Raw genomic sequence first — 26,834 nt, 5'->3', positions numbered from 1 at the left:
CCATGACGACGACCACCACGGCAACCGCCGAGACCGTCCTCGACGCCCGCGGCGTCACCATGCGATTCGGCGGCCTCACCGCCGTCAAGAACGTCGACCTCACCGTCCGCAGCGGCGAGATCGTCGGCCTCATCGGCCCCAACGGCGCCGGCAAGACCACCTTCTTCAACTGCCTCACCGGCCTCTACATCCCCACCGAGGGCGAAGTCCGGTACAAGGGCACGGTCCTGCCACCCAAGTCCTACAAGGTCACCGCGGCCGGAATCGCCCGCACCTTCCAGAACATCCGTCTCTTCAACAACATGACGGTCCTGGAAAACGTCCTCGTCGGCCGCCACACCCGCACCAAGGAAGGCCTCTGGGCGGCCCTCCTGCGCCTGCCCAGCTTCGGCCGCGCCGAAGAAGCCAGCCGCGAGAAGGCCATGGAACTCCTGGAGTTCATCGGTCTGGCCCACAAGGCCGAACACCTCGCGCGCAACCTTCCCTACGGCGAACAGCGCAAGCTGGAGATCGCCCGCGCCCTCGCCAGCGACCCCGGCCTCATCCTCCTGGACGAGCCCACCGCCGGCATGAACCCGCAGGAGACCCGGACCACCGAAGAACTCATCTTCGCCATCCGGGACAAGGGCATCGCCGTCCTCGTCATCGAGCACGACATGCGCTTCATCTTCAACCTCTGCGACCGCGTCGCCTGCCTCGTCCAAGGCGAAAAGCTCATCGAAGGCACCGCCACCGAGGTCCAGAGCGACGAGCGCGTCGTCGCCGCCTACCTCGGCGAACCCTTCGAAGGCGCCCCCGGCGACGAGGAGATCGCGGAAGTCGAAGCCGCCGAGGCCCCCGTAACCGCGGAGACCACCGAGGTCACCGAGGTCACCGAGGTCACCGAGGTCACCGAGGTCACCGAGGTCACGGAAACCGCCGATACCCCGGAGGCACCCGCAGCCACCGAGGCCACCGACACTCCCGCGGCCCCCGAAGCCGCCGAAACCCCGGAGGCCACCGAGGCGCACAGCACCACCAGCACGGACGGAGAAGCCAAGTGACCGCACTCCTCGAGGTCGAGGACCTCCGCGTCGCCTACGGCAAGATCGAAGCCGTCAAAGGCATCTCCTTCAGCGTCGACGAGGGCGAGATCGTCACCCTCATCGGCACCAACGGCGCCGGCAAGACCACGACCCTGCGCACCCTCTCCGGCCTGATCAAACCGCGCGGCGGCCAGATCAAGTTCCAGGGCAAGTCGCTCAAGAAGGTCCCCGCGCACGACATCGTCGCGCTCGGACTCGCCCACTCCCCCGAGGGGCGGCACATCTTCCCGCGCATGACGATCGAGGACAACCTCCTCCTCGGCGCCTTCCTGCGCAGCGACAAGGACGGCATCCAGAAGGACGTCCAGCGGGCCTACGACCTCTTCCCCATCCTGGGAGAGCGCCGCAAGCAGGCCGCCGGCACCCTCTCGGGCGGCGAACAGCAGATGCTCGCCATGGGCCGCGCGCTCATGTCCCGTCCGAAGCTGCTCATGCTCGACGAGCCGTCGATGGGCCTCTCGCCGCTCATGATGCAGAAGATCATGGCTACCATCGCCGAACTCAAGTCCCAGGGCACGACCATCCTGCTCGTCGAGCAGAACGCCCAGGCGGCGCTCTCGCTCGCCGACCAGGGCCACGTCATGGAGATCGGCAAGGTCGTCCTGTCCGGCCCCGGCCGCGAACTCCTCGTCAACGAGGACGTCCGCAAGGCCTACCTCGGCGAGGACTGACCCCTCCGCCGTCCCACGTACGTGAGGCCCGTCACCGCGATCCGGTGACGGGCCTCACGCGCGTTCCACGCCCCTACTGGGCGGCGTTCTGCTTCTTCTCCTCGGCGTCCTCGATGACCGCCTCGGCGACCTGCTGCATGGACATACGACGGTCCATGGAGGTCTTCTGGATCCACCGGAACGCCGCCGGCTCCGTCAGCCCGTACTGCGTCTGCAGGATGCTCTTCGCCCGGTCCACCAGCTTGCGGGTCTCCAGCCGCAGCGAGAGGTCCGCGACCTCCTTCTCCAGCGCCTTCAGCTCCGCGAAGCGCGAGACGGCCATCTCGATGGCCGGGACGACATCGCTCTTGCTGAACGGCTTCACCAAGTACGCCATGGCCCCGGCGTCCCGCGCCCGCTCCACCAGGTCGCGCTGCGAGAACGCGGTCAGCATCAGGACCGGGGCGATGGACTCCTCGGCGATCTTCTCGGCGGCGGAGATCCCGTCGAGGACGGGCATCTTCACATCGAGGATCACCAGGTCGGGCCGGTGCTCCCGGGCCAGCTCGACGGCGGCCTGGCCGTCCCCGGCCTCGCCGACGACGGAGTACCCCTCCTCTTCGAGCATCTCTTTCAGGTCGAGACGGATGAGCGCCTCGTCCTCGGCGATGACGACGCGGGTCGTCAGCGGCGGAACGTGCGACTGGTCGGCGTCGGGCGTGGGCGTCGACTCGTGCTCGGCGGTCACGGGTGGCTCCTCGTTGCGGGGCATTCAAACTCCCATGAGCCTACCGAGCTGCGGTAAGGTGGTCTCGCAGCGGGTCGGGGGTAACCTTCGATTCGTTGGGCCCCGGTAGCCCAATTGGCAGCAGGCGATGGATTCAAAACCCATTCAGTGTCGGTTCGAGTCCGACCCGGGGCACTTTTCCTTATTTTTGAAGGTCACGCGTGAATCGCGTGACCTTCACTCGTTCCAGCGAAGCTCACCCGAATCGCCCACGCGAACGAAATATTCGCGCCAGCGTCGGCCGTGTGTACGACATGCTCATCCGCAAGCACGTGATCGGGCTGCTCGCCGACGGACGCAGTCTGAACTCCGTCAGCAAAGAGACCGGCATATCGCGGTCGGCCATCCGGGCCTGGCAAACCCGGCTCGAACCCCGGTCCCACTTGCTCAACCAGGCAGCGCCCTGCTCGGCCCCCACCGAGACCGCCGCCTACGCCTATCTGCTCGGCCTCTACCTCGGTGACGGGTGCGTCAGCCCCCACCCCCGGGGCGGGCACCACCTCCGGATCGCCTGCGCGGACGCGTGGCCGGGCCTCATCGAGCAGTGCCGGGACGCGATCACAGCCGTACGCCCCAACGACAAGGTCTACGTGTTGCAGAAACAGGGATGCGTGGCCGTGACGAGCTACGGGCGTCACTGGACGTGCATGTTCCCCCAGCACGGCCCCGGCAAGAAGCACGAGCGGCGGATCGTCCTCGAAGGTTGGCAGCAGGAGATCGTCGACGCCCACCCCTGGGAGTTCCTGCGGGGGCTGATCCACTCCGACGGGTGCCGGGTCACCAACTGGACCGTGCGGAACGGCAAGCGGTACGAGTACCCCCGGTACTTCTTCACCAACAAGTCCGATGACATCCGGCGGCTCTGCACGGACACCCTCACCAAGGTCGGCGTGCGGTACACCGTCCTGGCCCGGGGCAGTGACCCCTTCAACGTGTCCGTCGCGCGCAAGGCCTCGGTGGCCCTGATGGACGCGCACATCGGGGCCAAGTACTAGGCGAGGTGGACCGCCAGGCCGCAGAGGCCCTTGCCGTTCTCGACGGCGGTGCGCCAGACGCGCAAGGGGCCGTCGAGGACGGATTCCTCGTCCTTCGCGTAGTCCAGCCAGTCCTGGGCGTCGGCGCGGGAACGCTCGGACGGGGTGAAGGTCAAGGTCCGCTCCACCTCGGGGAGGCACCGGCGGACTTGGGCGGAGGGGAGGAGGCCGTGTCTGACAGTGGGGCGGGGGGTCAGGGCGTCGCTCAGGGGAGGTCGGCGTCGCCGCCGAGGTTGGCGACCATGCGGCGGAGGGTGTCGATGGTGGCGGCGTAGGTGGGGGTGTCGATGCCTTGGCGCATGCGGGCGTGGACGGCCGCGTTGCGGTCGTGGGCGCGCAGGCGGCCTGCTTCGCCTTCGATGGTGAGGGCGAGGGTGCCGCGGGTGGTGGTGAGCCAGCCGCGGGTGGTGAGGTCTTCGTAGACGGCTTCGAAGTCGGTGTTCTGGTCGTCGAAGCGGGTGAGCTTTTCGGTGAGGGTGGCGGGGGTCCAGGCTCCGGGGGCGCCGGCTACGTGGTTGAGGATCCACCAGTGGGGTTGGGTGAGGTGTTCTTCGGCGAGGGCGGTGCGCAGGCCGGTGATGACGAGGTTGGCGGCTTCGCGGCTCCAGTAGCCGATGGCTTGGGCGGCGAGTTGTTCCTCGGGGTAGGGCTTGATGTCCATGTGGTTGAAGGTAGGACCTCGACTTAGGTTGAGGTCAAGGTGTCGTGGTGGGTCGTTTGTCCCGCTCCGCTAGGCCTCAAGCGATCCAAAGGAGTTGACGGTGCGGTTGCGTGATGTGGAGCTCGGTGATGTCGGGGCGTACGTCCGAATGCGGTGCGATCCCGTGATGATGGCCGATCTGGGCGGGCCGTTGCCGCGTGAGGGCATGGTGGAGAAGGTGGAGCGGGATGTCCGCAGGGCGGCGGCGGATGTCGACTGGATCAAGATGATCGTCCCTGATCCGGCTGTGCCCGAGGTGGTGGCGGGGACGGTGACCCTGTGGTCCCACGACTCCGGGGACGGGCCGGTGTCGGAGATCGGGTGGATGGTGTTGCCGGAGTTCCAGGGGCGGGGGCTGGGCAACGGTGCCGTCCGTGGCGTGTTGGAACTCGCACGGGAGGACGGTCGTTGGGGTCTGGTGCACGCGTTTCCGGCGGCGGGGAACGGTGCTTCGAACGCAATGTGCCGGTCTTTGGGCTTCCGGTTCGTCGGTGCGTGCGAGGTGGAGTTCGCGGGGCGGCTCTTGGCGTCCAACCACTGGGCCGTTGATTGCCGCGCGGGTCTGGGGTGAGGGCTGCCCCGCCGGGGGTTTTCGCGGCGGGGCTCGTCTTGCCGGCGGGTGTCGTCAGCTGACGGCGTCGCCGATGTGGTGGACGCGGACGAGGTTGGTGGAGCCGGTGACGCCGGGGGGTGAGCCGGCGGTGATGACGACGATGTCGCCGGGTACGCAGCGGCCGATCCGCAGGAGTTCTTCTTCGACTTGGTCGACCATGGCGTCGGTGGAGTCGACGTGGGGTCCGAGGAAGGTTTCGACGCCCCAGGTGAGGTTGAGTTGGGAGCGGGTCGCGGGGTCGGGGGTGAAGGCCAGGAGGGGGATGGGTGAGCGGTAGCGGGAGAGCCGGCGGACGGTGTCTCCGCTCTGGGTGAAGGCGACGAGGAACTTGGCGCCGAGGAAGTCGCCCATTTCGGCGGCGGCGCGGGCGACGGCGCCGCCTTGGGTGCGGGGTTTGCTGCGTTCGGTGAGGGGCGGGAGGCCCTTGGCGAGGATGTCTTCTTCGGCGGCTTCGACGATGCGGGCCATGGTGCGCACTGTCTCGACGGGGTATTTGCCGACGCTGGTTTCTCCGGAGAGCATCACGGCGTCGGTTCCGTCGATGATGGCGTTGGCGACGTCGGAGGCTTCGGCTCGGGTGGGCCGGGAGTTGTCGATCATCGAGTCGAGCATTTGGGTGGCGACGATGACGGGTTTGGCGTTGCGCTTGGCGAGTTTGACGGCGCGCTTTTGGACGATGGGGACTTGTTCGAGCGGCATTTCGACGCCGAGGTCGCCGCGGGCGACCATGATGCCGTCGAAGGCGGCGACGATGTCGTCGATGTTCTCGACCGCCTGGGGCTTTTCGATCTTCGCGATGACGGGGAGGCGGCGGCCTTCCTCGTCCATGACGCGGTGGACGTCTTCGATGTCTCGGCCGCTGCGGACGAAGGACAGGGCGATGATGTCGGCGCCTGCGCGCAGGGCCCAGCGGAGGTCGTCGAGGTCCTTTTCGGAGAGGGCGGGGACGGAGACCGCGACGCCGGGCAGGTTGAGCCCCTTGTGGTCGGAGACCATGCCGCCTTCGACGACGAGGGTGTGGACGCGGGGGCCGTCGACGCCGGTGACCTGGAGGGTGACGCGGCCGTCGTCCACGAGGATGCGTTCGCCCGTGGTGACGTCTGCCGCGAGGCCCTTGTAGGTGGTGCCGCAGGTGTGGCGGTCGCCTTCGTGGTCTTCGACGGTGATGGTGAATTCGTCACCGCGTTCAAGGAGTACGGGGCCTTCGCGGAAGCGGCCGAGTCGGATCTTCGGACCTTGAAGGTCGGCGAGGATGCCGACGCTGCGGCCGGTCTCGTCGGAGGCCTTGCGTACGCGCTGGTAGCGCTCCTCGTGTTCGGCGTAGGTGCCGTGGCTGAGGTTGAGGCGGGCGATGTCCATTCCGGCTTCGACCAGGGCTTTGATCTGGTCGTACGAGTCGGTGGCGGGCCCCAGGGTACAAACGATTTTTGCTCGGCGCATGAAACGAGCGTATGCCCCTACCAGGGAGTAGGAAATTGGTTCAGGGTGTCCAATCAACAACCGTTCGGCAAAAGGTTGTTGACAATTGTTGAATGTGCGTGGGGGTGCTCCGATGAGCACCCCCGGGGCGGCGCGGAGAGGCTTTCTCGGGAGGTTCGTCGGCTGTTTGTCGGGGGTGGTCAGAGCTGGGGAGGAGTCATCGTGAACCGGGCGTTCACCTGGGCGTAGACGGTCTGGCGCTGGGGTTCGAGGTCCAGGGGCGGGGCGCCGGCGGGTTCCGCGGGGGCGCCGTAGGCCATGGTGCGCATGCCGGAACCGGGGGCGGCCGCGAAGGGGGCGGCGTTCTCGGCACCGAGGTCCGCGAGTTCGACGAGGGCGGCGAGTCGGGCGCCGAGGGCTTCGGCGTATTCGCGGGCGCGCTGGACGGCTTCGAGTACGGCTTGGCGGCGGGCTCGGCCGTGGGCGGGTGAGGTGGGGCGCAGGGCCCACCAGGGGCCGTCGATGCGGGTGAGTTCGAGGTCGGCGAGGCGGGTGGTGAGTTCGCCGAGGGTGGTGAAGTCGTTGAGCTCAGCGGTGATGAGGACGCGGCCGTGGTAGGCGCGGACGCGTTCGGCGCGGCCGTGGCGGGTGAGTTCGGGGGTGATGGAGAAGGCGCCCGTTTCGAGCTTTTCGACGGGGTCGCCGTAGCTTTTGACGAGGTCGAGTACGGCGTTGTTGCGGCGGGTGAGGTCTTCGAGTGCGGTGCGCCGGTCGGTGCCGCGGGCGCTGACGGTGATGCCGATGCGGGCGATCTCGGGGTCGACTTCGAGTCGGGCTTCGCCGCGGACCGCGACGCGCGGGACTTCGGGGGTTCCGTAGGGCTGGTGCGTGGCGTCCTGAGTCATGGATTCACTCTCGCACTGTGGTCGTGGGGGTGTGGTCATCGGATCGAAACCTGGTGGGGGTGTTGTGAGTTGTTACCCCTGGGTCAGAATCTACGCGCGTTGTACAGGCCTCAAAAGGGGAGACGGCATGGCGTTCGACCGCAGGACATTTCTGGGTACTTCGGCTGCGACGGGTGCGGCCGTGGCGTTGGCGGGGGCTTCGGGCACCCCGGCGGCAGCCGCGGTGGAGGAGTCCGCGACGGGCGGGCCTTCCGGTTCGCGCACGTACTCGTTCACGGTAATGGGGACCACCGACCTGCACGGGAATGTCTTCAACTGGGACTACTTCACGGACAAGGAGTTCGACGACAAGGCGCACAACGACGTCGGTCTGGCCAAGATCTCCACGTTGGTGGAGCAGGTGCGGGCGCGGAAGGGGCGTTGCAACACGCTGCTGATCGACGCCGGTGACACGATCCAGGGCACGCAGCTCGCGTACTACTACGCGAAGGTCGACCCGATCACCGCGCGTCGGGGTCCGGTGCATCCGATGGCGCAGGCGATGAACGCGATGGGGTACGACGCGGCGGCGCTCGGCAATCACGAGTTCAACTACGGCATCCCGGTGTTGCGCAAGTTCCAGGAGCAGTGTCGTTTCCCGCTGCTGGGGGCGAACGCGCTGGACGCGAAGACGTTGCAGCCGGCGTTCCCGCCGTACAGCATGCACCGGTTGCGGACCCCGCACGGGCGGGACGTGAAGGTGGCGGTGTTGGGGCTGACGAACCCGGGGATCGCGATCTGGGACAAGGCGAACGTGCAGGGGAAGATGACGTTCCCGGGTCTGGAGGAGCAGGCGGCGAAGTACGTGCCGCGGCTGCGTTCGATGGGTGCGGATGTGGTGATCGTGTCGGCGCATTCGGGGTCGAGCGGTACGTCGAGCTACGGCGACCAGTTGCCGTACATCGAGAACGCGGCCGGGTTGGTGGCGGAGCAGGTGCCGGGGATCGACGCGATCCTGGTGGGTCACGCGCACGCGGAGATCCCGGAGTACCGGGTGAGGAACAAGGCGACCGGTAAGGACGTGGTGCTGTCCGAGCCGTTGAAGTGGGGACAGCGGTTGACGCTGTTCGACTTCGACCTGGTGTGGGAGCGCGGCCGGTGGTCGGTGGCGAAGGTCGGGGCGCAGGTGTTGAACTCGAACACGGCGGTGGAGGACCCGAAGATCACGGGGTTGTTGTCGGACGAGCACCGGAAGGTCGTCGCGTACGTCAACCAGGTGATCGGTACGTCGACGCGGGCGATGTCCTCGCAGGAGGGTCCGGTGAAGGACGTTCCGATCATCGACCTGATCAACCACGTGCAGGCGGAGACGGTGAAGGCGGCTCTGGCGGGCACGCAGTGGGCGGCGTTGCCGGTGTTGTCGCAGGCGTCCTGCTTCTCGCGGACGGCGTCCATCCCGGCCGGGCAGGTGACGATCAAGGATGCGGCGGGGCTGTACCCGTTCGAGAACACCCTGGAGGCGCGGTTGTTGACCGGCGCCCAGTTGAAGGACTACCTGGAGTATTCGGCGCGGTACTACGTGCGTACCGCTCCGGGTGATGTGGTGGATCCGGCGAAGCTGACGAACTCGGAGGGTGTTCCGGACTACAACTACGACGCGGTGTACGGGTTGACGTACGACATCGACATCGCGCAGCCGGTGGGGTCGCGGATCACGGGCTTGTCCTTCCAGGGGAAGGCCGTGGATCCGGCGGCGCGGTTCGTGTTCGCGGTGAACAACTACCGGGCCTCGGGCGGTGGGAACTTCCCGCACGTCCCGCAGGCCGAGCAGCTGTGGTCGAACTCCGAGGAGATCCGCAACACGATCATCCAGTGGGTGAAGGCGAAGGGGTCGATCGATCCGGCGGGCTTCGCGTCGGTGGACTGGCGTTTGACGCGGGCCGGGGTGCCGGTCTTCCCGTAGTCGCCGCTCCGGGCTTCCCTTGGTCGCCTGGGTGTCGGTCGTCGTCAGGGGTGCTCGACCAGCGGGAGCAGTTCGCTCGTGGGGTGGGGGCGGGCGTGTTCGCGCTGGTCGAGTCCGAAGGTGGTGAAGGCGGTGCGGGTGGGCTGCGGGTAGGCCTCTTTGCCCGTCAGGGTGTTCAGGATGGCGGCGCTGCGCCAGGCCGCGAGGCCGAGGTCGGGGGCTCCGACGCCGTGGGTGTGGCGTTCGCCGTTTTGGACGAAGACGCTGCCGGTGACACTGGGGTCGAGGCTCATCCGGTAGCGGTCGTCGATGCGGGGGCGGCCCGCGGAGTCCTTGCGGAGGTAGGGGTCGAGGCCGGCGAGGAGGCTGGTGAGGGGGCGTTCGCGGTAGCCGGTGGCGAGGACGACGGCGTCGGTGGTGAAGCGGGAGCGGGTGCCCTGCTGGGTGTGTTCGAGGTGGAGTTCGACCTTGGTGGTGGCGACGCGGCCGGCGGTGCGGACGCTGACGCCGGGGGTGAGGACGGCGTCGGGCCAGCCGCCTTGGAGGGTGCGGCGGTAGAGCTCCTCGTGGATGGCGGCGATGGTGTCGGCGTCGATGCCTTTGTGGAGTTGCCACTGGGCGGGGACGAGTTGGTCGCGGACGGGTTCGGGGAGGGCGTGGAAGTAGCGGGTGTAGTCGGGGGTGAAGTGTTCCAGGCCGAGTTTGGAGTACTCCATGGGGGCGAAGGCGGGGGTCCGGGCGAGCCAGGTGAGGCGTTCGCGGCCGGCGGGGCGGGCGCGGAGCAGGTCGAGGAAGACTTCGGCTCCGGACTGGCCCGATCCGATGACGGTGACGTGTTCGGCGCCGAGGACGCGTTCACGGTTGTCGAGGTAGTCGCAGGAGTGGATGACGGGGACGGTGGGGGCTTCGGCTAGGGGGCGCAGGGGTTCGGGCACGTACGGGGCGGTGCCGACGCCGAGTACGAGGTTGCGGGTGTAGCTGCGGCCGAGGGCTTCGGCTTCGCCGTCGGCGTCGAGCTGCGTGAAGTCGACTTCGAAGAGGTCGCGTTCGGGGTTCCAGCGGACGGCGTCGACCTGGTGGCCGAAGTGGAGCCCGGGCAGGCGTCCGGCGACCCAGCGGCAGTAGGCGTCGTATTCGGCGCGTTGGATGTGGAACTGCTCGGCGAAGTAGAACGGGAAGAGCCGTTCCTTGTGCCGTAGGTAGTTGAGGAAGCTCCAGGGGCTGGTGGGGTCGGCGAGGGTGACGAGGTCGGCGAGGAAAGGGACTTGGAGGGTGGCCCCGTCGATGAGGAGGCCGGGGTGCCAGCGGAAATCCCTGCGCTGGTCGTAGAAGGCGGTGGCGAGCTCTCCGGTTCCTTGGCCGGGCAGGCCGTGGGCGAGGGCCGCGAGGGAGAGGTTGAAGGGGCCGATGCCGATACCTACGAGGTCATGGGGTGCTTCGGGTTGCGCGGTCATCGGTGGGTGCTGCCTTCCGGGAGGGTGACGGGGCCAGGAGGGTGAGGAGGGCTTCCAGGTCCCGCTGCGTGGTGTGGGGGTTGAGCAGGGTGGCTTTGAGCCAGAGCCGGCCGTCGGCGGTGGCGCGGCCGAGTACGGCGGTGCCGTCGAGGAGGAGGGTGCGGCGCAGGGCCGCGAGCCGGTCGTCGTCCGTGGGGGTGGGGCGGAAGAGGACCGTGCTGATGGTGGGGTGCGCGTGGAGTTCGAAGCCGGGGTGGGCGTCGATGAGGTCGGCGAGCCGGTGGGCCGCGGCGCAGGTGAGGTCGATGAGGTGGGCGAGTCCGTCGCGGCCCAGTGAGCGCAGGGTGGTGGCGATCTTGAGGGCGTCGGGGCGGCGGGTGGTGCGCAGGGAGCGGCCGAGGAGGTCGGGGAGGCCGGCTTCGGTGTCGTCGGTGGCGTTGAGGTAGTCGGCCTGGTGGGCGAGGGGGCCGAGCAGGGCGGTGTCGGGGACGGCGAGGAGTCCCGCGGCGACGGGTTGCCAGCCGAGTTTGTGCAGGTCGAGGGTGATGGATTGGGCGCGGGCGAGGCCGTCGACCTTGGCGCGGTGGCGGGGGCTGAGGGCGAGGAGGCCTCCGTAGGCGGCGTCGATGTGGAGGTCGGCGCCGTGGCGGTGGCAGAGGTCCGCGAGGGGGCCGAGGGGGTCGATGAGGCCGGCGTCGGTGGTGCCCGCGGTGGCGGCGACGAGGACGGGGCCGGTGGTGCGGGTGAGGGCTTCGGCCAGGCGGGCGGGGTCGAGGGTCCCGGCGGGGGTGGGCAGGGCGGTGGCGGGGGACAGTCCGAGGAGCCATGCGGCGCGGGGGACGGAATGGTGGGCGTTGGCTCCGTGGAGGACGGTGAGGTGGGGTCCGTGGCGTTCGCGGGCCAGCAGGAGTGCGAGCTGGTTGGCTTCGGTGCCGCCGGTGGTGACGAGGGCGTCGGCGCGGGGGGTGTCGTAGAACTCGGCGGCGAGGGCGCGGGTGAGGAGCGCTTCGACGGCGGAGGCGGCGGGGGCCTGGTCCCAGGAGTCGAGGGAGGGGTTGAGGGCGGAGGCGGCGAGGTCGGCGACGGCGGCGACGGCCAGCGGCGGGCAGTGCAGGTGGGCCGCGCACAGGGGGTCGGCGGGGTCTGCGGCGCCGGCGGCGAGGGTGTGGACGAGGGTGCGCAGGGCTTCGTGGTCGCCGGTGCCGTGGGTGGGGAGTACGTCGCCCAGTGCGGCCCGGACGCGGGCGGTGACGGCTTCGGGTCCGCCGGCCGGGAGGGGTCCGCCGCGTTCTCGGGCTCCGGTGCGCAGCGCGTCGAGGACGGTGTCGAGCAGGGGCCGCAGGGCGTCGGCGCCGCCGGGGCCGCCGGCGAGCGGGGGCGGGGGCGGCGGGGTGCCGGGCGGGCTGGTCATCCGGGTGTCCTTAAGCGGTGGCTGGGCGGGGACAGCCTGGTCCCCGCCCAGCACAACGATCAGACCCGAATGGGGTAACCGCCGGGGTTTGTCCGATTGCCCCGTACGGGTGGGGTGTACGACCGGTTGTTCGACCGGCGGTACGTCCCACCCGGGTGGGGCGACGGGGTGTCAGCCCGCGCTGCGCACGCGCAGGGCGCGGGCGAGGTCGTCGAGCTGGTCGACGAGCTTGCGCCGAAGCAGCGGGATGAGTTCGGGGTCTTCGAGGCAGGCGCGCCCGGCCCGCAGATTGTCCTCGTCGACGGCGTGGGCGGGGAAGGCCCAGCGGCCGGCGGCGTCGCCGATGGCGGGTCCGCGGCGGGCGGCGACGGCGACCGCCTCGGGGTAGTAGCGCGGGACGTAGTCCTGGAGGAGGTCGGTCTGTTCGGGCTGCCAGAAGCCCTGGGCGGTGGCGCTGAACAGGTAGTTGGACAGGGTGTCGTCGTGGAAGAGCCGGTTCCAGGCGGCTTCCTTGGCCTCGGTGGTCGGCAGTGCGGCGCGGCAGCGGGCGGCGCCTTCCTCCCCGGTGGCGGTGGGGTCGGCGGCGAGGGCGGCGGCGATCTCGGCCTCGTCGACGGCGCCGAGCACGCAGAGCCGGGCGAGGATGCGCCAGCGCAGCTCGGGATCGAGTTCGGGGCCGCCGGGCACGGTGCCGTCGGCGAGCCAGCCGGCGAGGGTGTCGGGCTGGGTGGCGCTGTCGATGTGGACGCGTACGGCGGCCAGGCGCAGGCCGGGGTCGGAGCCGTCCTCGGTGCGGCGCAGGAGGGCGCGGGCGGTGTCGGTGATGGTGGCGAGGGCGGCGGTGCGCCGGCCGGGGGCGACGTAGCGGGCGGCGATGTGGGTGCGGGCGAAGGCCAGTACGCCCTGGACGATGGCGAGGTCCTGCTCACCCGGCAGGTGTGCGCGGGCGGTCTCCAGGTAGGTCTCGGGTTCGAGTTCGCCGTCGCGGACCATGTCGCGCAGCGCGTTCCAGACGACGGTGCGGGTGAGGGGGTCGGGGAGGGCCGACAGTTCCCGCAGGGCGGTTTCGACGGAGCCGGCGTCGAGGCGGACCTTGGCGTAGCCGAGGTCGCCGTCGTTGAGGAGGATCAGGGCGGGGCGGGGGCCGCCGGCGGAGAGGACCTCGTCGGTGGGGACGTCGAGGTCGAGGCGTTCGCGCAGTTCGAGGCCGTGGCCGGCCGGGTCGTGGTCGTAGAGGCCGACGCCGATGTGGTGCGGGCGGCTGCCGTGGTGGTCGACGGTGAGGGTCCAGCCGGCGTGCCCTTCCCCGGTGTGGGAGTCCTCGACGCGGGGGGTGAGGGTGTCGACGCCGGTGGTGCGCAGCCAGACGTCGGCCCAGGCGTGGACGTCGCGTTCGGTGTGGGCGGCGAGGGAGTCGACGAAGTCGGCGAGGGACGCGTTGGCGAACTTGTGGCGGGTGAAGTGGGTGTTGATGCCGGCGAGGAAGTCCTTCTCGCCGAGCCAGGCCACGAGTTGGCGTAGCGCGGAGGCGCCCTTGGCGTAGGAGATGCCGTCGAAGTTGAGGAGGGCGGAGGCGGTGTCGGGGACGGCGTCGGGGGCGACGGGGTGGGTGGAGGGCCGCTGGTCGGCGTCGTAGCCCCAGGGTTTGCGTTCCATGCCGAACTCGGTCCAGGTGCCGGTGAAGCGGGTGGCTTCGACGAGGGTCTGGTAGCCCATGTACTCGGCGAAGGACTCGTTCAGCCAGATGTCGTCCCACCAGCGCAGTGTGACGAGGTCGCCGAACCACATGTGGGCCATCTCGTGGGCGATGACCATGGCGCGGCGCTGGCGTTCGGTGTCGGTGACGGCGGAGCGGAAGACGAATTCGTCGCGGAAGGTGACGAGGCCGGGGTTCTCCATGGCGCCCGCGTTGAATTCGGGGACGAAGGCCTGGTCGTAGGAGTCGAAGGGGTACGGCTCGGCGAACTTCTGGTGGTAGCGGTCGAAGCAGTCCTTGGTGACGGACAGGATCTCCTCGGCGTCGGCGTCGAGGTAGGGCGCCAGGGAGCGCCGGCAGTGGAGGGCGAAGGGCAGTCCGGCGTGGTCGGTGCGGACGCTGTGCCAGGGGCCGGCGGCGAGGGCGGCGAGGTAGGTGGAGATGACTGGGGTGGGTGCGGAGGTCCAGATCCCGGCTCCGTCGGTGTCGCGGTCGCCGGTGCGGGTGGTGATGCCGTTGGCGAGGACGTACCAGTGGGGCGGCGCGGTGACGGTGAACTCGAAGACGGCTTTGAGGTCGGGCTGGTCGAAGGCGGGGAAGACGCGCTGGACGTCGTCCATGAACATCTGGGTGTAGACGTACGCCTCGCCGTCCTCGGGGTCGGTGAAGCGGTGCAGGCCCTCGCCGGTGCGGGAGTAGCGCATGCGGGTGTCGACGCGCAGTTCGTGGGCGCCTTCGGCCAGGCCGGTGAGCGGGAGGCGGTTGCCGGCGAGGGTGGCGGGGTCCAGGGGGCGGCCGTCGAGTTCGACGGAGCGCAGTTCGTCGGGTTTCAGCTCCAGGAACGTGTCACAGGCGGTGCGGGCGCTGAACCGGATGACGGTCGCGGAGTCGAAGGTCTCCTCGCCGGTGGTCAGGTCGAGGGTGACGCCGTAGTGGTGGACGTCGAGGAGCTGGGCCCGGAGCTGCGCTTCGTCGCGCGTCAGTGCGGATGACATGGGGCCCATGCTGCCGGAAACGGCGGCCGGGCCCCAGGGGGCTACTCTTCGCCCGCAGCGATCGTCTCGTGGTGCCGGATGACCTCGGCGATGATGAAGTTGAGGAGTTTTTCCGCGAAGGCGGGGTCGAGTTTGGCGTTCTCGGCGAGCTGGCGCAGGCGGGCGATCTGGCTGGCCTCGCGGCCCGGGTCCGCGGGGGGCAGCTGGTGGCGGGCCTTGAGGTGGCCGACCTGCTGGGTGCATTTGAAGCGCTCGGCGAGCATGTGGACCACGGCCGCGTCGATGTTGTCGATGCTGTCCCTGAGGCGGGCCAGTTCGGCGGTGACGTCCTCGCCGGTCGTCTCGCCGGTCCCGTCGGTGTCGCTGGTGTTCATGGTCCCCGAGAATACGTGGCTCGGGCGGTTCTTCCGCTGGTCGGCCGGACAGTGAGACGGGGCCGGGGGCGGGCGGGGCCCCCGCTGCGGGTGCCGGGGTCGGGGCGGGGTGACGGTGGGGATGCGGGCTGTGACGGGTGGTGGGGGCGGCCGGTGACGGCGGCGGGGGCGCGGGCGGTGGTGGCGGGGCCTCGGCCTTCCGGTTCGGTCCGGCCGGTGTCCGGTCCGGTGGGCCGGAAGGCCGAGGGGGTGTCACAGGCCCGCGGCGGCGGCCCTGATGTCCGCGGCGAAGGTCGACACCTCCGTGTACACGCCGGGGTAGCCGGGCCGGGCGCAGCCTTCGCCCCAGCTGACTATGCCGACCTGGATCCAGGCGTTCGTGTCGTCCCGGCGGAACATGGGGCCGCCGGAGTCGCCCTGGCAGGTGTCGACGCCGCCCTGGTCGAAGCCGGCGCAGATCTCGTCGCTCGGCACGAGCGAGCCGCCGTACGCGCTCTGGCAGGCGGCGTCGGAGACGAAGGGAACGGTGGCCTTGAGCAGGTACCGCTGCTGGCCTCCGCCTTCGCGGGCGGCGCCCCAGCCCGCGATGGTGAAGGTGCCGTTGTCGTAGGCCTTCGTGTCGGCGATCTTGAGGGTGGGCAGGTTGATGGGCTTGGCGAGCTTGATGAGCGCCCAGTCCTTGCCGGAACCGTTGTAGCCCGGGGCCTGGAGCACCTTGGTGGACTTGACCTTGGTGGCGGCGGAGCTGTTGAGGTCGACGACGCCGGCGGTGGCGGTGATGGAGGTGTTGTTTCCGGAGCCGTTCACGCAGTGGGCGGCGGTGAGGACGATCTGCTGGGTGTAGAGGGCGCCGCCGCAGCCCATGGAGAGGCGGACCATGAACGGGAACTCGCCCTGCGCGGCCCGCGTTCCGCCTACGACGGGGGTCGGGGAGGCGGTGGCGGAGCCCGGTTGGAGGCTGACGGCCGCGAGGGCGACCGCACCGACGGCCAGGGCGCGCTTGAGGAGGGTGGCAAGGGTGGACACAGTCGACACACTGCCTTTCGTGGGGGGTTGGGCCGTGCGCGTCATTGGGTGATGACGTGTCCATGACACAGCTGCACCCGCGGGGCGACAAGTACGCGTTTTCGGACAACTCGCGACGGCCGGCCGGCGAGGGTCGGCCGGCCGACCGACGGGGGCGTCAGCCGAGGAGGAAGTCGGTCGCCAGGCGCTGGAAGTCCTCGGCCGCCTCGTTCTGGACCAGGTGACCGCAGCGCGGGAAGACGTGGAGCCGGGCGTCGGGGATGGCCTTGAGCGCGACGAACGCCCCGTCGACGGGGGTGACGCGGTCCTCGCGGCCCCAGGTCAGCAGCACCGGGCAGCCGATGCGGTGGGCCTCGCGCCACAGCAGCGAGCCCTCGGGCCACTTGGCGAACGAGGCCGCCATCCGGGCGGCGCCGAGCCTGGCCCGCTCCTCCACGGCCCGGGCGTAACGCTCCTCGACGAGGGCGTCGGTGACGCGCGACGGATCGTGCACGAGGGTGGTGAGGAAGGCCCGCATCTGCTCGCGGGTGGGTTCGGGCGAGTCCCCGAACTCGATGAGCCGCCGCAGGCCCTCCGTGGGAACCGGGGAGAAGAGGTTGAGGGAGAGGCCCGCCGGCGCGCCGAGCAGCAGCTTGGTCACGCGCGCGGGGTGGTCGAGGGCGATCCGGGCGGCGACGCCGCCACCGAGCGAGGTCCCGAGGAAGTGGGCCCGGGGTATGTCCAGTTCGTCAAGGAGGGCGACGACGGCCCGCGCACTGTACGAGAAGTAGTCGCGGTCGGGTTCCGGCAGCTCGGAGCGGCCGTAGCCGGGCTGGTCGATGAGCAGCGTACGGAAGCGCTCGGCGAAGTGGGGCAGGTTGGCGGCGAAGTTCCCCCAGCCCGAGGCGCCCGGGCCGCCGCCGTGCAACATGACGAGTACGGGGCCGTCGGCGGGGCCGGCCTCGTGGTAGTGGAGGCTGAGCGGACCGGCCTGGGCGGTGCGCGAGGTGTTCTCGTACGAGTGAATCGGCATGATCGAAGCATCGCCGATGGGATGTCGGGGCCAGGATGGTTCAACGGGGATGCGTAGCGGGTAGTCATACCGCAACGCACGCACGAAGCTTCCGGTCCCGACCCCTCGCCAGGGGGCCGGGCCCGAGGCGCGTTCGCCGCCCTCACCCGGCGCCCGGCGCTCTCCTTCTCCCGTGCCCCACTCCCCGCGCCCTACTCCCCCGCGCCGTACACCGCTCCCGGCGCCTGCGATCGCGTCAGCAGTTTCGCCGCCGCCTCGCCCGCCTCCGCCGGGGTCCAGCGACCGCCGCGCTCGACGGTCGGCCCGGGGCGCCAGCCCTCCATCACCGTGATCCGGCCCCCCTCCACCTCGAAGACCCGCCCGGTCACCCCGGCCGAGGCCTGCGATCCCAGCCAGACCACCAGCGGCGACACGTTCTCCGGGGCCATCGCGTCGAACCCGCCCCCCTTCGGCGCGGCCATCGCCTCCGCGAAGGTCCGCTCCGTCATCCGGGTCCGCGCGGCCGGCGCGATGGCGTTGACCTGGACCCCGTACCGGCCCATCTCCGCCGCCGCGACCAGTGTCAGCGCCAGGACGCCCGCCTTGGCGGCGCTGTAGTTCCCCTGCCCGACGGAGCCCAACAGCCCCGCCCCGGAGGAGGTGTTGACCACCCGGGCCGCGACCGCGCGCCCGGCCTTCGCCTCGGCCCGCCAGTACGCCGCCGCGTGCTTGAGCGGCAGGAAGTGCCCTTTCAGGTGGACGCGAACCACCGCGTCCCAGTCGTCCTCGTCGAGGTTGACCAGCATCCGATCCCGCAGGAACCCCGCATTGTTGACCAGCGTGTCGAGGCGCCCGAACGCCGCCAGCGCGCTGTCGACCAGGGAGGTCGCGCCCTCGTTCGTGGCGATGTCCCCGCCGTGCGCGACCGCCTCCCCTCCCCCGGCCCTGATCTCCGCCACCACGCGGGCGGCCGGGCTGTCGGGGCCGGGCAGCCCGTCCGGTCCCACGCCGAGGTCGTTGACCACGACCCGCGCGCCCTGCGCCGCGAAGGCCAGCGCGTGGGCCCGGCCGAGCCCCCGCCCCGCGCCCGTCACGATGACCACACGCCCCTGGGCGATTCCCATGTCATGCCTCCTTGTTGGTGGTTGCCGCGTCCAGGAAGGCGGGCCGCTCCCCGCCGCCGTGCACCAGCAGGCTCGCCCCGCTCACATACGCCGCCCGGTCGGAGGCCAGGAACACCGCGGCCGCCCCGATGTCGGACGGTTCGGCCAGCCGCCCCAGCGGAACGGTCGCGGCGACCGCCTCGACGCCCGCGGCGTCCCCGTAGTGCAGGTGCGCGAGCTCGGTCCGCACCATGCCGGGGACCAGCGAGTTGACCCGTACCTCGGGCGCCCACTCGACGGCCATGGAGCGGGCCAGGCTCTCCAGCCCCGCCTTCGCCGCCCCGTAGGCGGCCGTGCCCGGCGAGGGCCGGGTGCCGCTCACGCTGCCGATCATGACGACGGAGCCCCGGGAGGCCCTCAGCCAGGGGTAGGCGGCCAGCGAAGCCGTCATCGGCGCGAGGAGGTTCAGTTCGACGACCCGGGCGTGCCGCGCCGCCCCTCCCTCCCCCAACAGCCGGTACGGGGTGCCGCCCGCGTTGTTGACCAGGCAGTCCAGTCGCCCGTACCGCTGCGCGACCTCCTCGAACACGGCGTGCACCGCGTCCGGTTCGCGCAGGTCGACGGCGGTGAAGGACGCCCGAAAGTCGCCTTCCTCGACGGGTCGGTCCGGTGGCCGGCGCGCGCAGACGACGACCCGCGCGCCCGCCGCGAGGAACGCGCGCGCGATGCCCGCGCCGACGCCCCGGGTTCCGCCGGTGACGACGACCACCCTCCCCTTGAGCTCCATCGACTGCTACCTTCCTCACCTAACAAATGTTTGGTGGAAAGGTAGCTGATCCGCCCATGGGTGTCTCCACCGCCGGCCCGGACGAGGGCATCGCCCTGATCACCGTGGACTTCCCGCCCGTCAACGCCCTCCCCGTGAGCGGCTGGTACGCCCTCGCCGACGCCCTGCGCGCGGCGGGCCGCGACCGAGCCGTCCGCTGCGTCGTCCTCGCCGCCGAAGGCCGGGGCTTCAACGCCGGCGTCGACATCAAGGAGATGCAGCGCGACACCGGCCACGGCTCGCTCATCGGCGCCAACCGGGGCTGCTACGAGGCCTTCGCCGCCGTGTACGAGTGCGAGGTGCCGGTGGTGGCCGCCGTTCACGGCTTCTGTCTCGGCGGCGGGATCGGACTGGTCGGGAACGCCGACGCGATCGTGGCCTCCGACGACGCCACCTTCGGCCTTCCCGAACTGGACCGGGGCGCGCTCGGCGCCGCCACCCATCTGGCCCGGCTGGTCCCCCAGCACCTGATGCGGGCCCTGTACTACACCTCCCGCACCGCGACGGCCGCCGAACTGCACGCGCACGGCTCGGTGTGGACGGTGGTCCCGCGCGCGGAGGTGCGCGGCGCCGCCCTGGGACTGGCGGCGGAGATCGCGCGCAAGGACGGCTACCTGATCCGGCTCGCCAAGGCGGCCATCAACGGCATCGACCCCGTCGACGTACGACGCAGCTACCGCTTCGAGCAGGGGTTCACCTTCGAGGCCAATCTCAGCGGTGTCGCCGACCGGGTCCGCGATACCTTCGGGAAGGGGCCAGGCGCATGACCGACAAGACCATGACGCCCGAGGACGTGGTGGGGCGGCTGCGCAGCGGGATGACGCTCGGCATCGGCGGCTGGGGCTCGCGGCGCAAGCCCATGGCGCTGGTGCGGGCACTGCTCCGTTCCGAGATCACCGATCTCACCGTCGTCTCCTACGGCGGCCCGGACGTCGGGCTCTTGGCCGCCGCCGGGCGGATCAGACGGCTCGTCGCCCCCTTCGCCACCCTCGACTCGATCCCGCTGGAGCCGCGTTTCCGGGCCGCCCGCGAGCGCGGCGCCTTCGCCCTGACCGAGTTGGACGAGGCCATGTTCATGTGGGGCCTGCACGCCGCCGCGAACCGGCTCCCGTTCCTGCCCGTCCGCGCGGGTCTCGGCTCCGACGTGATGCGGGTCAACCCCGAGCTGCGGACCGTCACCTCCCCCTACGCCGACGGCGAGGAGTTCGTCGCCGTCCCGGCCCTGCGCATGGACGCGGCCCTGGTCCACCTCAACCGCGCCGACCGCCTCGGCAACGGCCAGTACCTGGGCCCCGATCCGTACTTCGACGACCTGTTCTGCGAGGCCGCCGACGCCGCCTACGTCTCCTGCGAGCAACTCGTGGAGAGCGCCGACCTCGCCAAGTCCGGGCCCCCGCAGTCCCTCCTGGTCAGCCGCCACAGCGTCACCGGCGTGGTGGAGACCCCCAACGGGGCGCACTTCACCTCCTGCGTCCCCGACTACGGGCGCGACGAGCCCTTCCAGAAGCTGTACGCATCGACCCCCTGGCCCGAGTTCGCCGCCCGCTTCCTGTCCGGGCCGGGCGAGCACGCCTACCAGTCGGCCGTCGCGGCCTGGCACGAGGAGCAGCAGCGGTGACCAGTGAGCCGACCCGCGCCGAATACTGTGTGATCGCCTGCGCCGAGGCCTGGCGCGGCGCCGGCGAGGTCCTCGCCAGCCCCATGGGTCTCGTCCCGTCCGTCGGGGCGCGGCTCGCGAAGCGGACCTTCAGCCCCGACCTGCTCCTCACCGACGGCGAGGCGATGCTCGTCGGGCTCGACGGCACGGTGGAGGGCTGGCTCCCGTACCGCCGTCACCTCGCCATGGTCACCGGCGGCAGGCGGCACGTGATGATGGGCGCTGCCCAGATCGACCGGTACGGCAACCAGAACATCTCCTGCGTCGGGGACTGGGAGCGACCCACCCGCCAGCTCTTGGGGGTACGTGGCGCCCCGGTCAACACGCTCAACAACCCGGTGAGTTACTGGATCGCCCGGCACTCGCCGCGGGTCTTCGTCGAGCGGGTCGACATGGTCAGCGGGGTGGGTCACGACCGGGCGGCGGCGGCCGGGGTGACCCGCTTCCACCGACTGCCCCGGGTGGTCAGCGATCTCGGCGTCTTCGACTTCGAGACCCCCGACCGCTCGATGCGCCTGGCCTCCCTGCACCCCGGCGTCAGCGTCGAAGAGGTCCGGGCCGCCACCGGATTCGCCCTCGCGGTGGCCGACGACGTCCCGTACACGCGGGAGCCGAGCGCCGAGGAGCTGAGCCTGATCCGCGAGGTGATCGACCCCGAGGGCCTGCGCGCGCGGGAAGTGCGGGTCTGACGCGATGGAGACGGCGTTGACCAGGCTGGTCGGGGTCCGGCACCCGATCGTGCAGACGGGCATGGGTTGGGTGGCCGGTCCGCGGCTGGTGTCGGCGGCGGCCAACGCGGGCGCCCTGGGCATCCTGGCCTCGGCGACGATGACGGTGGACCAGTTGCGGGCGGCGGTCCGGGAGGTGAAGAACCGTACGGACGCCCCGTTCGGGGTGAATCTGCGCGCCGACGCCGGCGACGCGGCCGAACGGGCCCGGTTGATCATCGACGAGGGGGTGCGGGTCGCGTCCTTCGCCCTCGCGCCGTCCCGGGAGCTGATCGCCCGGCTCAAGGACGCGGGGGTGGTGGTCATCCCGTCGATCGGGGCCCGCCGGCACGCGGAGAAGGTCGCGGCGTGGGGCGCGGACGCGGTGATCGTGCAGGGCGGCGAGGGCGGAGGGCACACGGGCGAGGTGGCCACGACCGTCCTGCTGCCGCAGGTGGTCGACGCCGTGGACATCCCGGTGGTCGCGGCGGGCGGCTTCCACGACGGGCGGGGGCTGGTCGCGGCCCTCGCCTACGGGGCGGCGGGCATCGCGATGGGCACCCGCTTCCTGTTGACCTCCGATTCGACCGTCCCGGACGCCGTCAAGGCCGAGTACCTCAAGGCCGGCGTCAAGGACATCACCGTCACCACGGCCGTCGACGGGCTGCCCCACCGGATGCTGCGCAGCGATCTGGTCGCCTCGCTGGAGCGGGCGGGCCGCGTCCGGGCGCTGGCCCGGGCCGTGCGGCACGCGGCCGGCTTCCGGAAGCTGTCCGGCCTGTCATGGTCGCGGATGGTGCGGGACGGGCTCGCGATGAAACACGGCAAGGACCTGTCCTGGAGCCAGGTGCTGCTCGCCGCCAACACCCCGATGCTCCTCAAGGCGTCCATGGTCGAGGGCCGTACGGACCTCGGTGTCATGGCGTCCGGGCAGGTCGCGGGGGTGATCGGGGACCTCCCGTCCTGTGCGGAACTCATCGGCCGGGTCATGGCCGAAGCACAGACCGCACTCGTACGACTGCACGCGCCCGACGCCCCGCCCCCACCGGGGTGACCCCTTCCCCTCTTCGCAGGAGCCGCCCAGATGAGCCGTGCCCACATCCGCCTGGCGACAGTGGCCCTCGCTTCCGCCCTCGCCGTCACCACCGTGTCCGCCACCACCGTGTCCGCCTCAGCGGCGTCGGCGTCCGTACGCGCCGAGCACCGGCAGGCATTTGCCGAAACGATTCGCCAAATCCCCCTCCAGGGCGCGGTCAACCTCCGCGACCTGGGCGGCTACCGCACCTACACCGGCGGTCAGGTCCGCCGGGGGCTGGTCTACCGCTCCGACGCGCTGAGCAAGCTGACCCCCGCCGACGTCACCACCGTCGCCGGGCTCGGCCTCACCGAGGCCGTCGACTTCCGCATCCCGACGGAGGTCCGGTACGACGGCGCCGACCGGCTGCCCGCGGGGCTCACCCCCACCTCGCGCCCGGTCAGCGACCTCGGTCTCTACGCCACCCTGCTCACCGTCATCTCCAGCGGCGACCCCGCCGAGCAGGAGCGGACGCTCGGCGGTGGCCGCGCGGAGGCCTACATGCGCGACATCTACCGCACCTTCGTGACCAGCCCCGAGAACCGGGCGCAGTTCGCGGCGACGCTGCGGGAGATCGCGGACGGCGAGGGACCGCTTCTCTACCACTGCACGTCGGGCAAGGACCGGACGGGCTGGATGAGTTACGTCCTGCTGCGCGCGCTCGGCGTCCCCGAATCCACCACCGGGCAGGACTACCTGGCCTCGAACACCTTCCGCGCGGCCTACGACGCCCAAGTACGGGCGGCGCTGCGACAGTCGGGCCGGATGCAGCACCCCGAGCTGCTGATCCCCCTCCAGGAGGTCCGCCAGGACTACCTGGACGCCGCGACCGCCCGGATGGAGGCGGACTACGGTGGCTTCTACGGCTACCTGACGGACGGCCTCGGCCTTGACCTGCGGACCCTGGCGAAGCTCCAGAGCAGGCTGGTCCGCCCGTAGGAACGGCCGAGCCGGGCTCCGCGCACGGTGTGCGGAGCCCGGCTCGGCGGGGTACGTCTGCGGTGATCAGGCCCGTGGATCAGGCCCGTGGATCAGGCCGAGCGGCGGCGTCCCTGGCCCGCGCCGCCGACGCGGCTGCGCGCCGAAGCCGCCGCCGCACCGCCGGAGGAGCCGCCACCGGTACGTCGACCGCGCTCGCCCGAGCCGGCGCCCTGACCGGCCGACTGGCCGCGGCGGGCCTGGCCCGACCCGGCCGCGGGGGCCTGCCCGGCGCTGCCGCCACCGGAGCGGCGGCCACGGCCGCCACCACCGGCGGCCGGTGAGGCGCCCGCCGCGGAACCCGTACGCGGTCCGCCCGAGCGGCGGCCCGAGCCGGAACGCGCCTTGGGCTGCGCGGGCTGCGGCACCTCCAGCACCACCGGGACGCCGGACGGCGTCTTGGCCCCGGTCAGGCGGGACAGTTCCTCGTCGGAGGACTTGATCTGGGCGGTGCGCGGGGAGATCCCCGCGTCCGACATCAGCCGGGTCATGTCGCGCTTCTGGTCGGGCAGGACCAGGGTGACCACGCTGCCGGACTCGCCGGCGCGGGCGGTACGGCCGCCGCGGTGCAGGTAGTCCTTGTGGTCGGCGGGCGGGTCCACGTTGACGACGAGGTCCAGGTCGTCGATGTGGATGCCGCGCGCGGCCACGTTGGTGGCGACCAGCGCGGTGACCTCGCCCGTCTTGAACCAGTCCAGGGTGCGGTTGCGCTGCGGCTGGGAGCGGCCGCCGTGCAGACCGGAAGCTCGGACGCCGTCGGCCAGGAGCTTCTTGACCATGCGGTCGACGCCGCGCTTGGTGTCGACGAACATGATCACCCGGCCGTCGCGAGCGGCTATGCGCGTGGCCACGGCCTTCTTGTCGGTCTCGTCCATGACGTACAGGACGTGGTGTTCCATCGTGGTGACGGCGCCAGCCGACGGGTCGACGGAGTGGCCGACCGGGTCGGTCAGGAACATCTTGACGAGTTTGTCGATGTTCTTGTCCAGCGTCGCGGAGAACAGCATGGTCTGGCCGTCGGGCCGGACCTGCTTGAGCAGCGCGGTGACCTGGGGCATGAAGCCCATGTCGGTCATCTGGTCGGCCTCGTCGAGGACGGTGATCGCGACGTCGTCGAGGATCGCGTCGCCGCGGTCGATCAGGTCCTTGAGCCGGCCGGGGGTGGCGACGAGCACCTCGGAGCCGCGCCGCAGGGCGCCGGACTGCCGGTTGATCGACATGCCGCCGACGACGGTGGCGATGCGCAGGTTGACGGCGGTGGCGTACGGCGCCAGCGCGTCGGTGACCTGCTGCGCGAGCTCGCGGGTCGGTACGAGGACCAGCGCGAGCGGCGCCTTCGGCTGCGCGCGGCGACCGGCGGTGCGGGCGAGCAGCGCCAAGCCGAAGGCCAGCGTCTTGCCGGAGCCGGTGCGGCCGCGGCCGAGCAGGTCACGTCCGGCGAGGGAGTTCGGCAGGGTCGCGGCCTGGATCGGGAAGGGCTCTGTGACGCCCTGGGCGGCGAGGGTCTTCAGCAGCGCCTCGGGCATGTCCATGTCCTCGAACGCGGCGACCGGCGGCAGGGCCGGGGTCAGCGGTTCGGGCATGGTGAATTCCTGGGGCCTGGCGGCGGGGGCGGACTTCTGCCGTCCCGCGCCAGCCTTCGGACGTCCCTGGGCCGCTCCTCGGCCCCGGACGGGACGGCGGCTGGGTCGTGCGGAGCTGGAGCTGGTCATGCGAGAAAGCCCTCCTGAAACCGGCAGGTAAAACAAAGGTCGAGACAGCAGACAAGCCGGGGCCCGCACCTCGCGGTGCGGACCCCGGCATGCTGGAAGACTTAGTTGGCGGGGAGGATGTTCTCCGCCTGGGGGCCCTTCTGGCCCTGCGTCACGTCGAAGGACACGCGCTGGCCCTCCTGGAGCTCACGGAAGCCCTGGGTGGCGATGTTCGAGTAGTGGGCGAAGACGTCCGGGCCGCCACCGTCCTGCTCGATGAAGCCGAAGCCCTTTTCCGAGTTGAACCACTTCACGGTGCCAAGTGCCATTTTTAAATCTCCTGAATAGGCGGCAAGGGCCCCATCCGGAAGATCCCGGTAAAAAACAAAAGCGCCTGTCGGAGCATTCCCGTCAGGCGCACATAAGTTTCATGGGTACCACAACTGCAACGCCTCAAAGCTAGCACACGGCAGCCGGGGGAGGTCAACACCGTCGAGGGTGACCTGTGTCCCCGGCTCCCGCCCGGCGTCCCCTACAACCGCTCGATGATCGTCACGTTGGCCTGCCCGCCGCCCTCGCACATCGTCTGGAGGCCGTAGCGGCCGCCCGTGCGCTCCAACTCGTGCAGCAGGGTGGTCATGAGCCTGACGCCCGTGGCGCCCAAGGGGTGGCCGAGGGCGATGGCGCCTCCGTTGACGTTCACCCGGTCGGGGTCGGCGCCCGTCTCCTTGAGCCAGGCGAGGACGACGGGGGCGAAGGCCTCGTTGATCTCCACGAGGTCGATGTCGTCCAGCGACAGCCCGGTCTTCTTCAGCGCGTACGCGGTCGCGGGGATGGGGGCGGACAGCATCCGGATGGGGTCCTCGCCCCGTACCGACAGGTGGTGGACGCGGGCCCGCGGGCGCAGGCCGTGTTCGGAGACCGCCCGCTCGGAGGCGAGGAGCATCGCGGCCGCTCCGTCGGAGACCTGCGAGGAGACGGCCGCGGTGATGGTGCCGCCCTCGACGACGGGCCTCAGGGCCGCCATCTTCTCCGGGGTGGTGTCCCGGCGCGGGCCCTCGTCGGCGCCGACGTCCCCGTAGGCCACGGTCTCCCGGTCGAAGCGGCCCTCGTCGGCGGCCCGTACGGCCCGCCGGTGGGAGCGGAGGGCGAACTCCTCCATGTCCCGGCGCGAGATCCCCCACTTCCGGGCGATCAGCTCGGCGCCGTGGAACTGGTTGACCGGCGCGTCCCCGTACCTGGCCCGCCAGCCGACCGACCCCGCGAAGGGGCCCTCGGTGAGTCCGAGCGGCTCCGCCGCCTGCCGGGAGGCGAACGCGATCGGGATCATCGACATGTTCTGCGTGCCGCCCGCGACGACCAGGTCCTGGGTGCCGGACAGCACGCCCTGCGCCGCGAAGTGCACCGCCTGCTGCGAGGAGCCGCACTGCCGGTCGACGGTGACCCCGGGGACCTCCTCGGGCAGGCCGGCCGCGAGCCAAGCCGTCCGGGCGATGTCGCCGGCCTGGGGGCCGACCGTGTCGAGGCAGCCGAAGACGACGTCCTCCACCGCCGCCGGGTCCACCCCGGACCGTTCCATCAGGGCCCGCAGCACGTGCGCCCCGAGGTCGGCCGGGTGGACGGCCGACAGGCCTCCTCCGCGCCGCCCCACGGGGGTGCGTACCGCGTCGACTATGTAGGCCTCTGGCATCGGGACTCCTCCGGGTCGGGGGGCG

Annotated in this window: 26 protein-coding genes and 1 tRNA gene; 11 read left to right on the top strand and 16 right to left on the bottom strand. The window is 71.0% G+C overall.

Annotated features, from left to right (window positions below; genetic code table 11):
- Positions 1-2 precede the first annotated feature (2 nt).
- A complete protein-coding gene (locus tag ACV7NM_RS23800) occupies positions 3-1,043 on the top strand; it encodes an ABC transporter ATP-binding protein (protein WP_463412176.1) in 1,041 nt (346 codons plus the stop codon).
- Complete coding sequence (locus tag ACV7NM_RS23795; protein ID WP_329194392.1) at positions 1,040-1,756, top strand: ABC transporter ATP-binding protein; 717 nt, start codon at positions 1,040-1,042, stop codon at positions 1,754-1,756. The genes ACV7NM_RS23800 and ACV7NM_RS23795 overlap by 4 nt, the downstream gene beginning before the upstream one ends.
- 73 nt (positions 1,757-1,829) lie before the next feature.
- Here the strand turns inward: ACV7NM_RS23795 and ACV7NM_RS23790 are convergent, their stop codons facing one another.
- Complete coding sequence (locus ACV7NM_RS23790) at positions 1,830-2,507, bottom strand: ANTAR domain-containing response regulator (protein ID WP_136217190.1); 678 nt, start codon at positions 2,505-2,507, stop codon at positions 1,830-1,832.
- Positions 2,508-2,582: 75 nt separating this feature from the next.
- On the opposite strand from ACV7NM_RS23790, the gene ACV7NM_RS23785 reads away from it, so the two are divergent.
- Both ACV7NM_RS23785 and ACV7NM_RS23780 read left to right on the top strand, forming a co-directional pair.
- Positions 2,583-2,657: transfer RNA gene (locus ACV7NM_RS23785), tRNA-Leu, on the top strand.
- Positions 2,658-2,767: 110 nt separating this feature from the next.
- On the top strand, positions 2,768-3,517 hold the full coding sequence (locus ACV7NM_RS23780) for a helix-turn-helix domain-containing protein (protein ID WP_463412175.1): 750 nt from the start codon (positions 2,768-2,770) through the stop codon (positions 3,515-3,517).
- Here the strand turns inward: ACV7NM_RS23780 and ACV7NM_RS23775 are convergent.
- Entirely contained in the window at positions 3,514-3,672 is a 159-nt protein-coding gene (locus ACV7NM_RS23775) for a hypothetical protein (RefSeq protein ID WP_463412174.1), read from the bottom strand. The two genes, ACV7NM_RS23780 and ACV7NM_RS23775, sit on opposite strands and share 4 nt — an antisense overlap.
- Positions 3,673-3,761: 89 nt before the next feature.
- Positions 3,762-4,217 (bottom strand): MarR family transcriptional regulator, encoded by a 456-nt coding sequence (locus ACV7NM_RS23770; RefSeq protein WP_463412173.1) that lies wholly within the window; start codon positions 4,215-4,217, stop codon positions 3,762-3,764.
- Positions 4,218-4,317: 100 nt separating this feature from the next.
- On the opposite strand from ACV7NM_RS23770, the gene ACV7NM_RS23765 reads away from it, so the two are divergent.
- The gene (locus tag ACV7NM_RS23765; RefSeq protein WP_463412172.1) at positions 4,318-4,827 is read left to right on the top strand and encodes a GNAT family N-acetyltransferase; all 510 of its coding nucleotides are present in this window, start codon (positions 4,318-4,320) and stop codon (positions 4,825-4,827) included.
- Between the two features lie 54 nt (positions 4,828-4,881).
- Here the strand turns inward: ACV7NM_RS23765 and pyk are convergent, their stop codons facing one another.
- Both pyk and ACV7NM_RS23755 read right to left on the bottom strand, forming a co-directional pair.
- Positions 4,882-6,309 carry a pyruvate kinase gene (pyk, locus tag ACV7NM_RS23760; RefSeq protein WP_463412171.1) on the bottom strand — a complete coding sequence of 476 codons (1,428 nt, stop codon included), beginning with the start codon at positions 6,307-6,309 and terminating at the stop codon, positions 4,882-4,884.
- A gap of 179 nt (positions 6,310-6,488) precedes the next feature.
- Positions 6,489-7,193, bottom strand: a complete 705-nt coding sequence (locus tag ACV7NM_RS23755; RefSeq protein ID WP_463412170.1) for an SIMPL domain-containing protein — start codon at positions 7,191-7,193, stop codon at positions 6,489-6,491.
- A 127-nt stretch (positions 7,194-7,320) separates the two neighbouring features.
- Between ACV7NM_RS23755 and ACV7NM_RS23750 the strand changes: the two genes are divergently transcribed.
- Positions 7,321-9,135: a bifunctional metallophosphatase/5'-nucleotidase gene (locus ACV7NM_RS23750; protein WP_463412169.1), complete on the top strand. Its 1,815-nt coding sequence runs from the start codon at positions 7,321-7,323 to the stop codon at positions 9,133-9,135.
- Between the two features lie 44 nt (positions 9,136-9,179).
- Here the strand turns inward: ACV7NM_RS23750 and ACV7NM_RS23745 are convergent, their stop codons facing one another.
- From ACV7NM_RS23745 to ACV7NM_RS23710, 8 genes are all read right to left on the bottom strand, one after another.
- Entirely contained in the window at positions 9,180-10,589 is a 1,410-nt protein-coding gene (locus ACV7NM_RS23745) for a lysine N(6)-hydroxylase/L-ornithine N(5)-oxygenase family protein (RefSeq protein ID WP_463412168.1), read from the bottom strand.
- Positions 10,561-12,000, bottom strand: a complete 1,440-nt coding sequence (locus tag ACV7NM_RS23740) for a pyridoxal phosphate-dependent decarboxylase family protein (RefSeq protein ID WP_463412167.1) — start codon at positions 11,998-12,000, stop codon at positions 10,561-10,563. Before ACV7NM_RS23740 ends, ACV7NM_RS23745 begins: the two co-directional genes overlap by 29 nt.
- A 171-nt stretch (positions 12,001-12,171) precedes the next feature.
- Positions 12,172-14,691 (bottom strand): aminopeptidase N, encoded by a 2,520-nt coding sequence (gene pepN / locus ACV7NM_RS23735; RefSeq protein WP_463412166.1) that lies wholly within the window; start codon positions 14,689-14,691, stop codon positions 12,172-12,174.
- Positions 14,692-14,732: 41 nt separating this feature from the next.
- On the bottom strand, positions 14,733-15,065 hold the full coding sequence (locus ACV7NM_RS23730) for a chorismate mutase (protein WP_463412165.1): 333 nt from the start codon (positions 15,063-15,065) through the stop codon (positions 14,733-14,735).
- Between the two features lie 252 nt (positions 15,066-15,317).
- A complete protein-coding gene (locus ACV7NM_RS23725) occupies positions 15,318-16,136 on the bottom strand; it encodes a serine protease (protein WP_463412164.1) in 819 nt (272 codons plus the stop codon).
- A 112-nt stretch (positions 16,137-16,248) separates the two neighbouring features.
- Positions 16,249-17,103, bottom strand: coding sequence for a 4,5:9,10-diseco-3-hydroxy-5,9,17-trioxoandrosta-1(10),2-diene-4-oate hydrolase (gene hsaD / locus ACV7NM_RS23720; RefSeq protein ID WP_463412163.1), 855 nt, complete (start codon positions 17,101-17,103; stop codon positions 16,249-16,251).
- A 191-nt stretch (positions 17,104-17,294) separates the two neighbouring features.
- Positions 17,295-18,206 carry an SDR family oxidoreductase gene (locus tag ACV7NM_RS23715; protein ID WP_463412162.1) on the bottom strand — a complete coding sequence of 304 codons (912 nt, stop codon included), beginning with the start codon at positions 18,204-18,206 and terminating at the stop codon, positions 17,295-17,297.
- Position 18,207: 1 nt separating this feature from the next.
- Positions 18,208-18,972: an SDR family oxidoreductase gene (locus tag ACV7NM_RS23710; protein ID WP_463412161.1), complete on the bottom strand. Its 765-nt coding sequence runs from the start codon at positions 18,970-18,972 to the stop codon at positions 18,208-18,210.
- 56 nt (positions 18,973-19,028) lie between these two features.
- On the opposite strand from ACV7NM_RS23710, the gene ACV7NM_RS23705 reads away from it, so the two are divergent.
- Genes ACV7NM_RS23705 through ACV7NM_RS23685 form a run of 5 tightly spaced genes read left to right on the top strand, consistent with a single transcriptional unit; the run spans position 19,029 to position 23,389 of the window.
- Positions 19,029-19,778 (top strand): enoyl-CoA hydratase family protein, encoded by a 750-nt coding sequence (locus ACV7NM_RS23705; protein WP_463412160.1) that lies wholly within the window; start codon positions 19,029-19,031, stop codon positions 19,776-19,778.
- Positions 19,775-20,629: a CoA transferase subunit A gene (locus tag ACV7NM_RS23700; protein WP_463412159.1), complete on the top strand. Its 855-nt coding sequence runs from the start codon at positions 19,775-19,777 to the stop codon at positions 20,627-20,629. The genes ACV7NM_RS23705 and ACV7NM_RS23700 overlap by 4 nt, the downstream gene beginning before the upstream one ends.
- The gene (locus ACV7NM_RS23695) at positions 20,626-21,357 is read left to right on the top strand and encodes a CoA-transferase subunit beta (protein WP_463412158.1); all 732 of its coding nucleotides are present in this window, start codon (positions 20,626-20,628) and stop codon (positions 21,355-21,357) included. The genes ACV7NM_RS23700 and ACV7NM_RS23695 overlap by 4 nt, the downstream gene beginning before the upstream one ends.
- Positions 21,358-21,361: 4 nt before the next feature.
- Positions 21,362-22,429 carry an NAD(P)H-dependent flavin oxidoreductase gene (locus ACV7NM_RS23690; RefSeq protein WP_463412157.1) on the top strand — a complete coding sequence of 356 codons (1,068 nt, stop codon included), beginning with the start codon at positions 21,362-21,364 and terminating at the stop codon, positions 22,427-22,429.
- 30 nt (positions 22,430-22,459) lie between these two features.
- Positions 22,460-23,389 carry a tyrosine-protein phosphatase gene (locus tag ACV7NM_RS23685; RefSeq protein ID WP_463412156.1) on the top strand — a complete coding sequence of 310 codons (930 nt, stop codon included), beginning with the start codon at positions 22,460-22,462 and terminating at the stop codon, positions 23,387-23,389.
- 92 nt (positions 23,390-23,481) lie between these two features.
- Here ACV7NM_RS23685 and ACV7NM_RS23680 read toward each other — a convergent pair whose 3' ends face one another.
- The 3 genes from ACV7NM_RS23680 to ACV7NM_RS23670 form a co-directional block, all read right to left on the bottom strand.
- Positions 23,482-25,140, bottom strand: coding sequence for a DEAD/DEAH box helicase (locus ACV7NM_RS23680; protein WP_463412155.1), 1,659 nt, complete (start codon positions 25,138-25,140; stop codon positions 23,482-23,484).
- A 101-nt stretch (positions 25,141-25,241) separates the two neighbouring features.
- Positions 25,242-25,448, bottom strand: coding sequence for a cold-shock protein (locus ACV7NM_RS23675; protein WP_030707191.1), 207 nt, complete (start codon positions 25,446-25,448; stop codon positions 25,242-25,244).
- Positions 25,449-25,651: 203 nt separating this feature from the next.
- On the bottom strand, positions 25,652-26,809 hold the full coding sequence (locus tag ACV7NM_RS23670) for an acetyl-CoA C-acetyltransferase (RefSeq protein WP_463412154.1): 1,158 nt from the start codon (positions 26,807-26,809) through the stop codon (positions 25,652-25,654).
- Between the last annotated feature and the right edge of the window lie 25 nt (positions 26,810-26,834).

The organism is Streptomyces sp. Tek67B01, from assembly GCF_055231995.1.
Note: the sequence above shows the minus strand (reverse complement) of the source record. Positions and strands in the feature narration are given on the sequence as shown.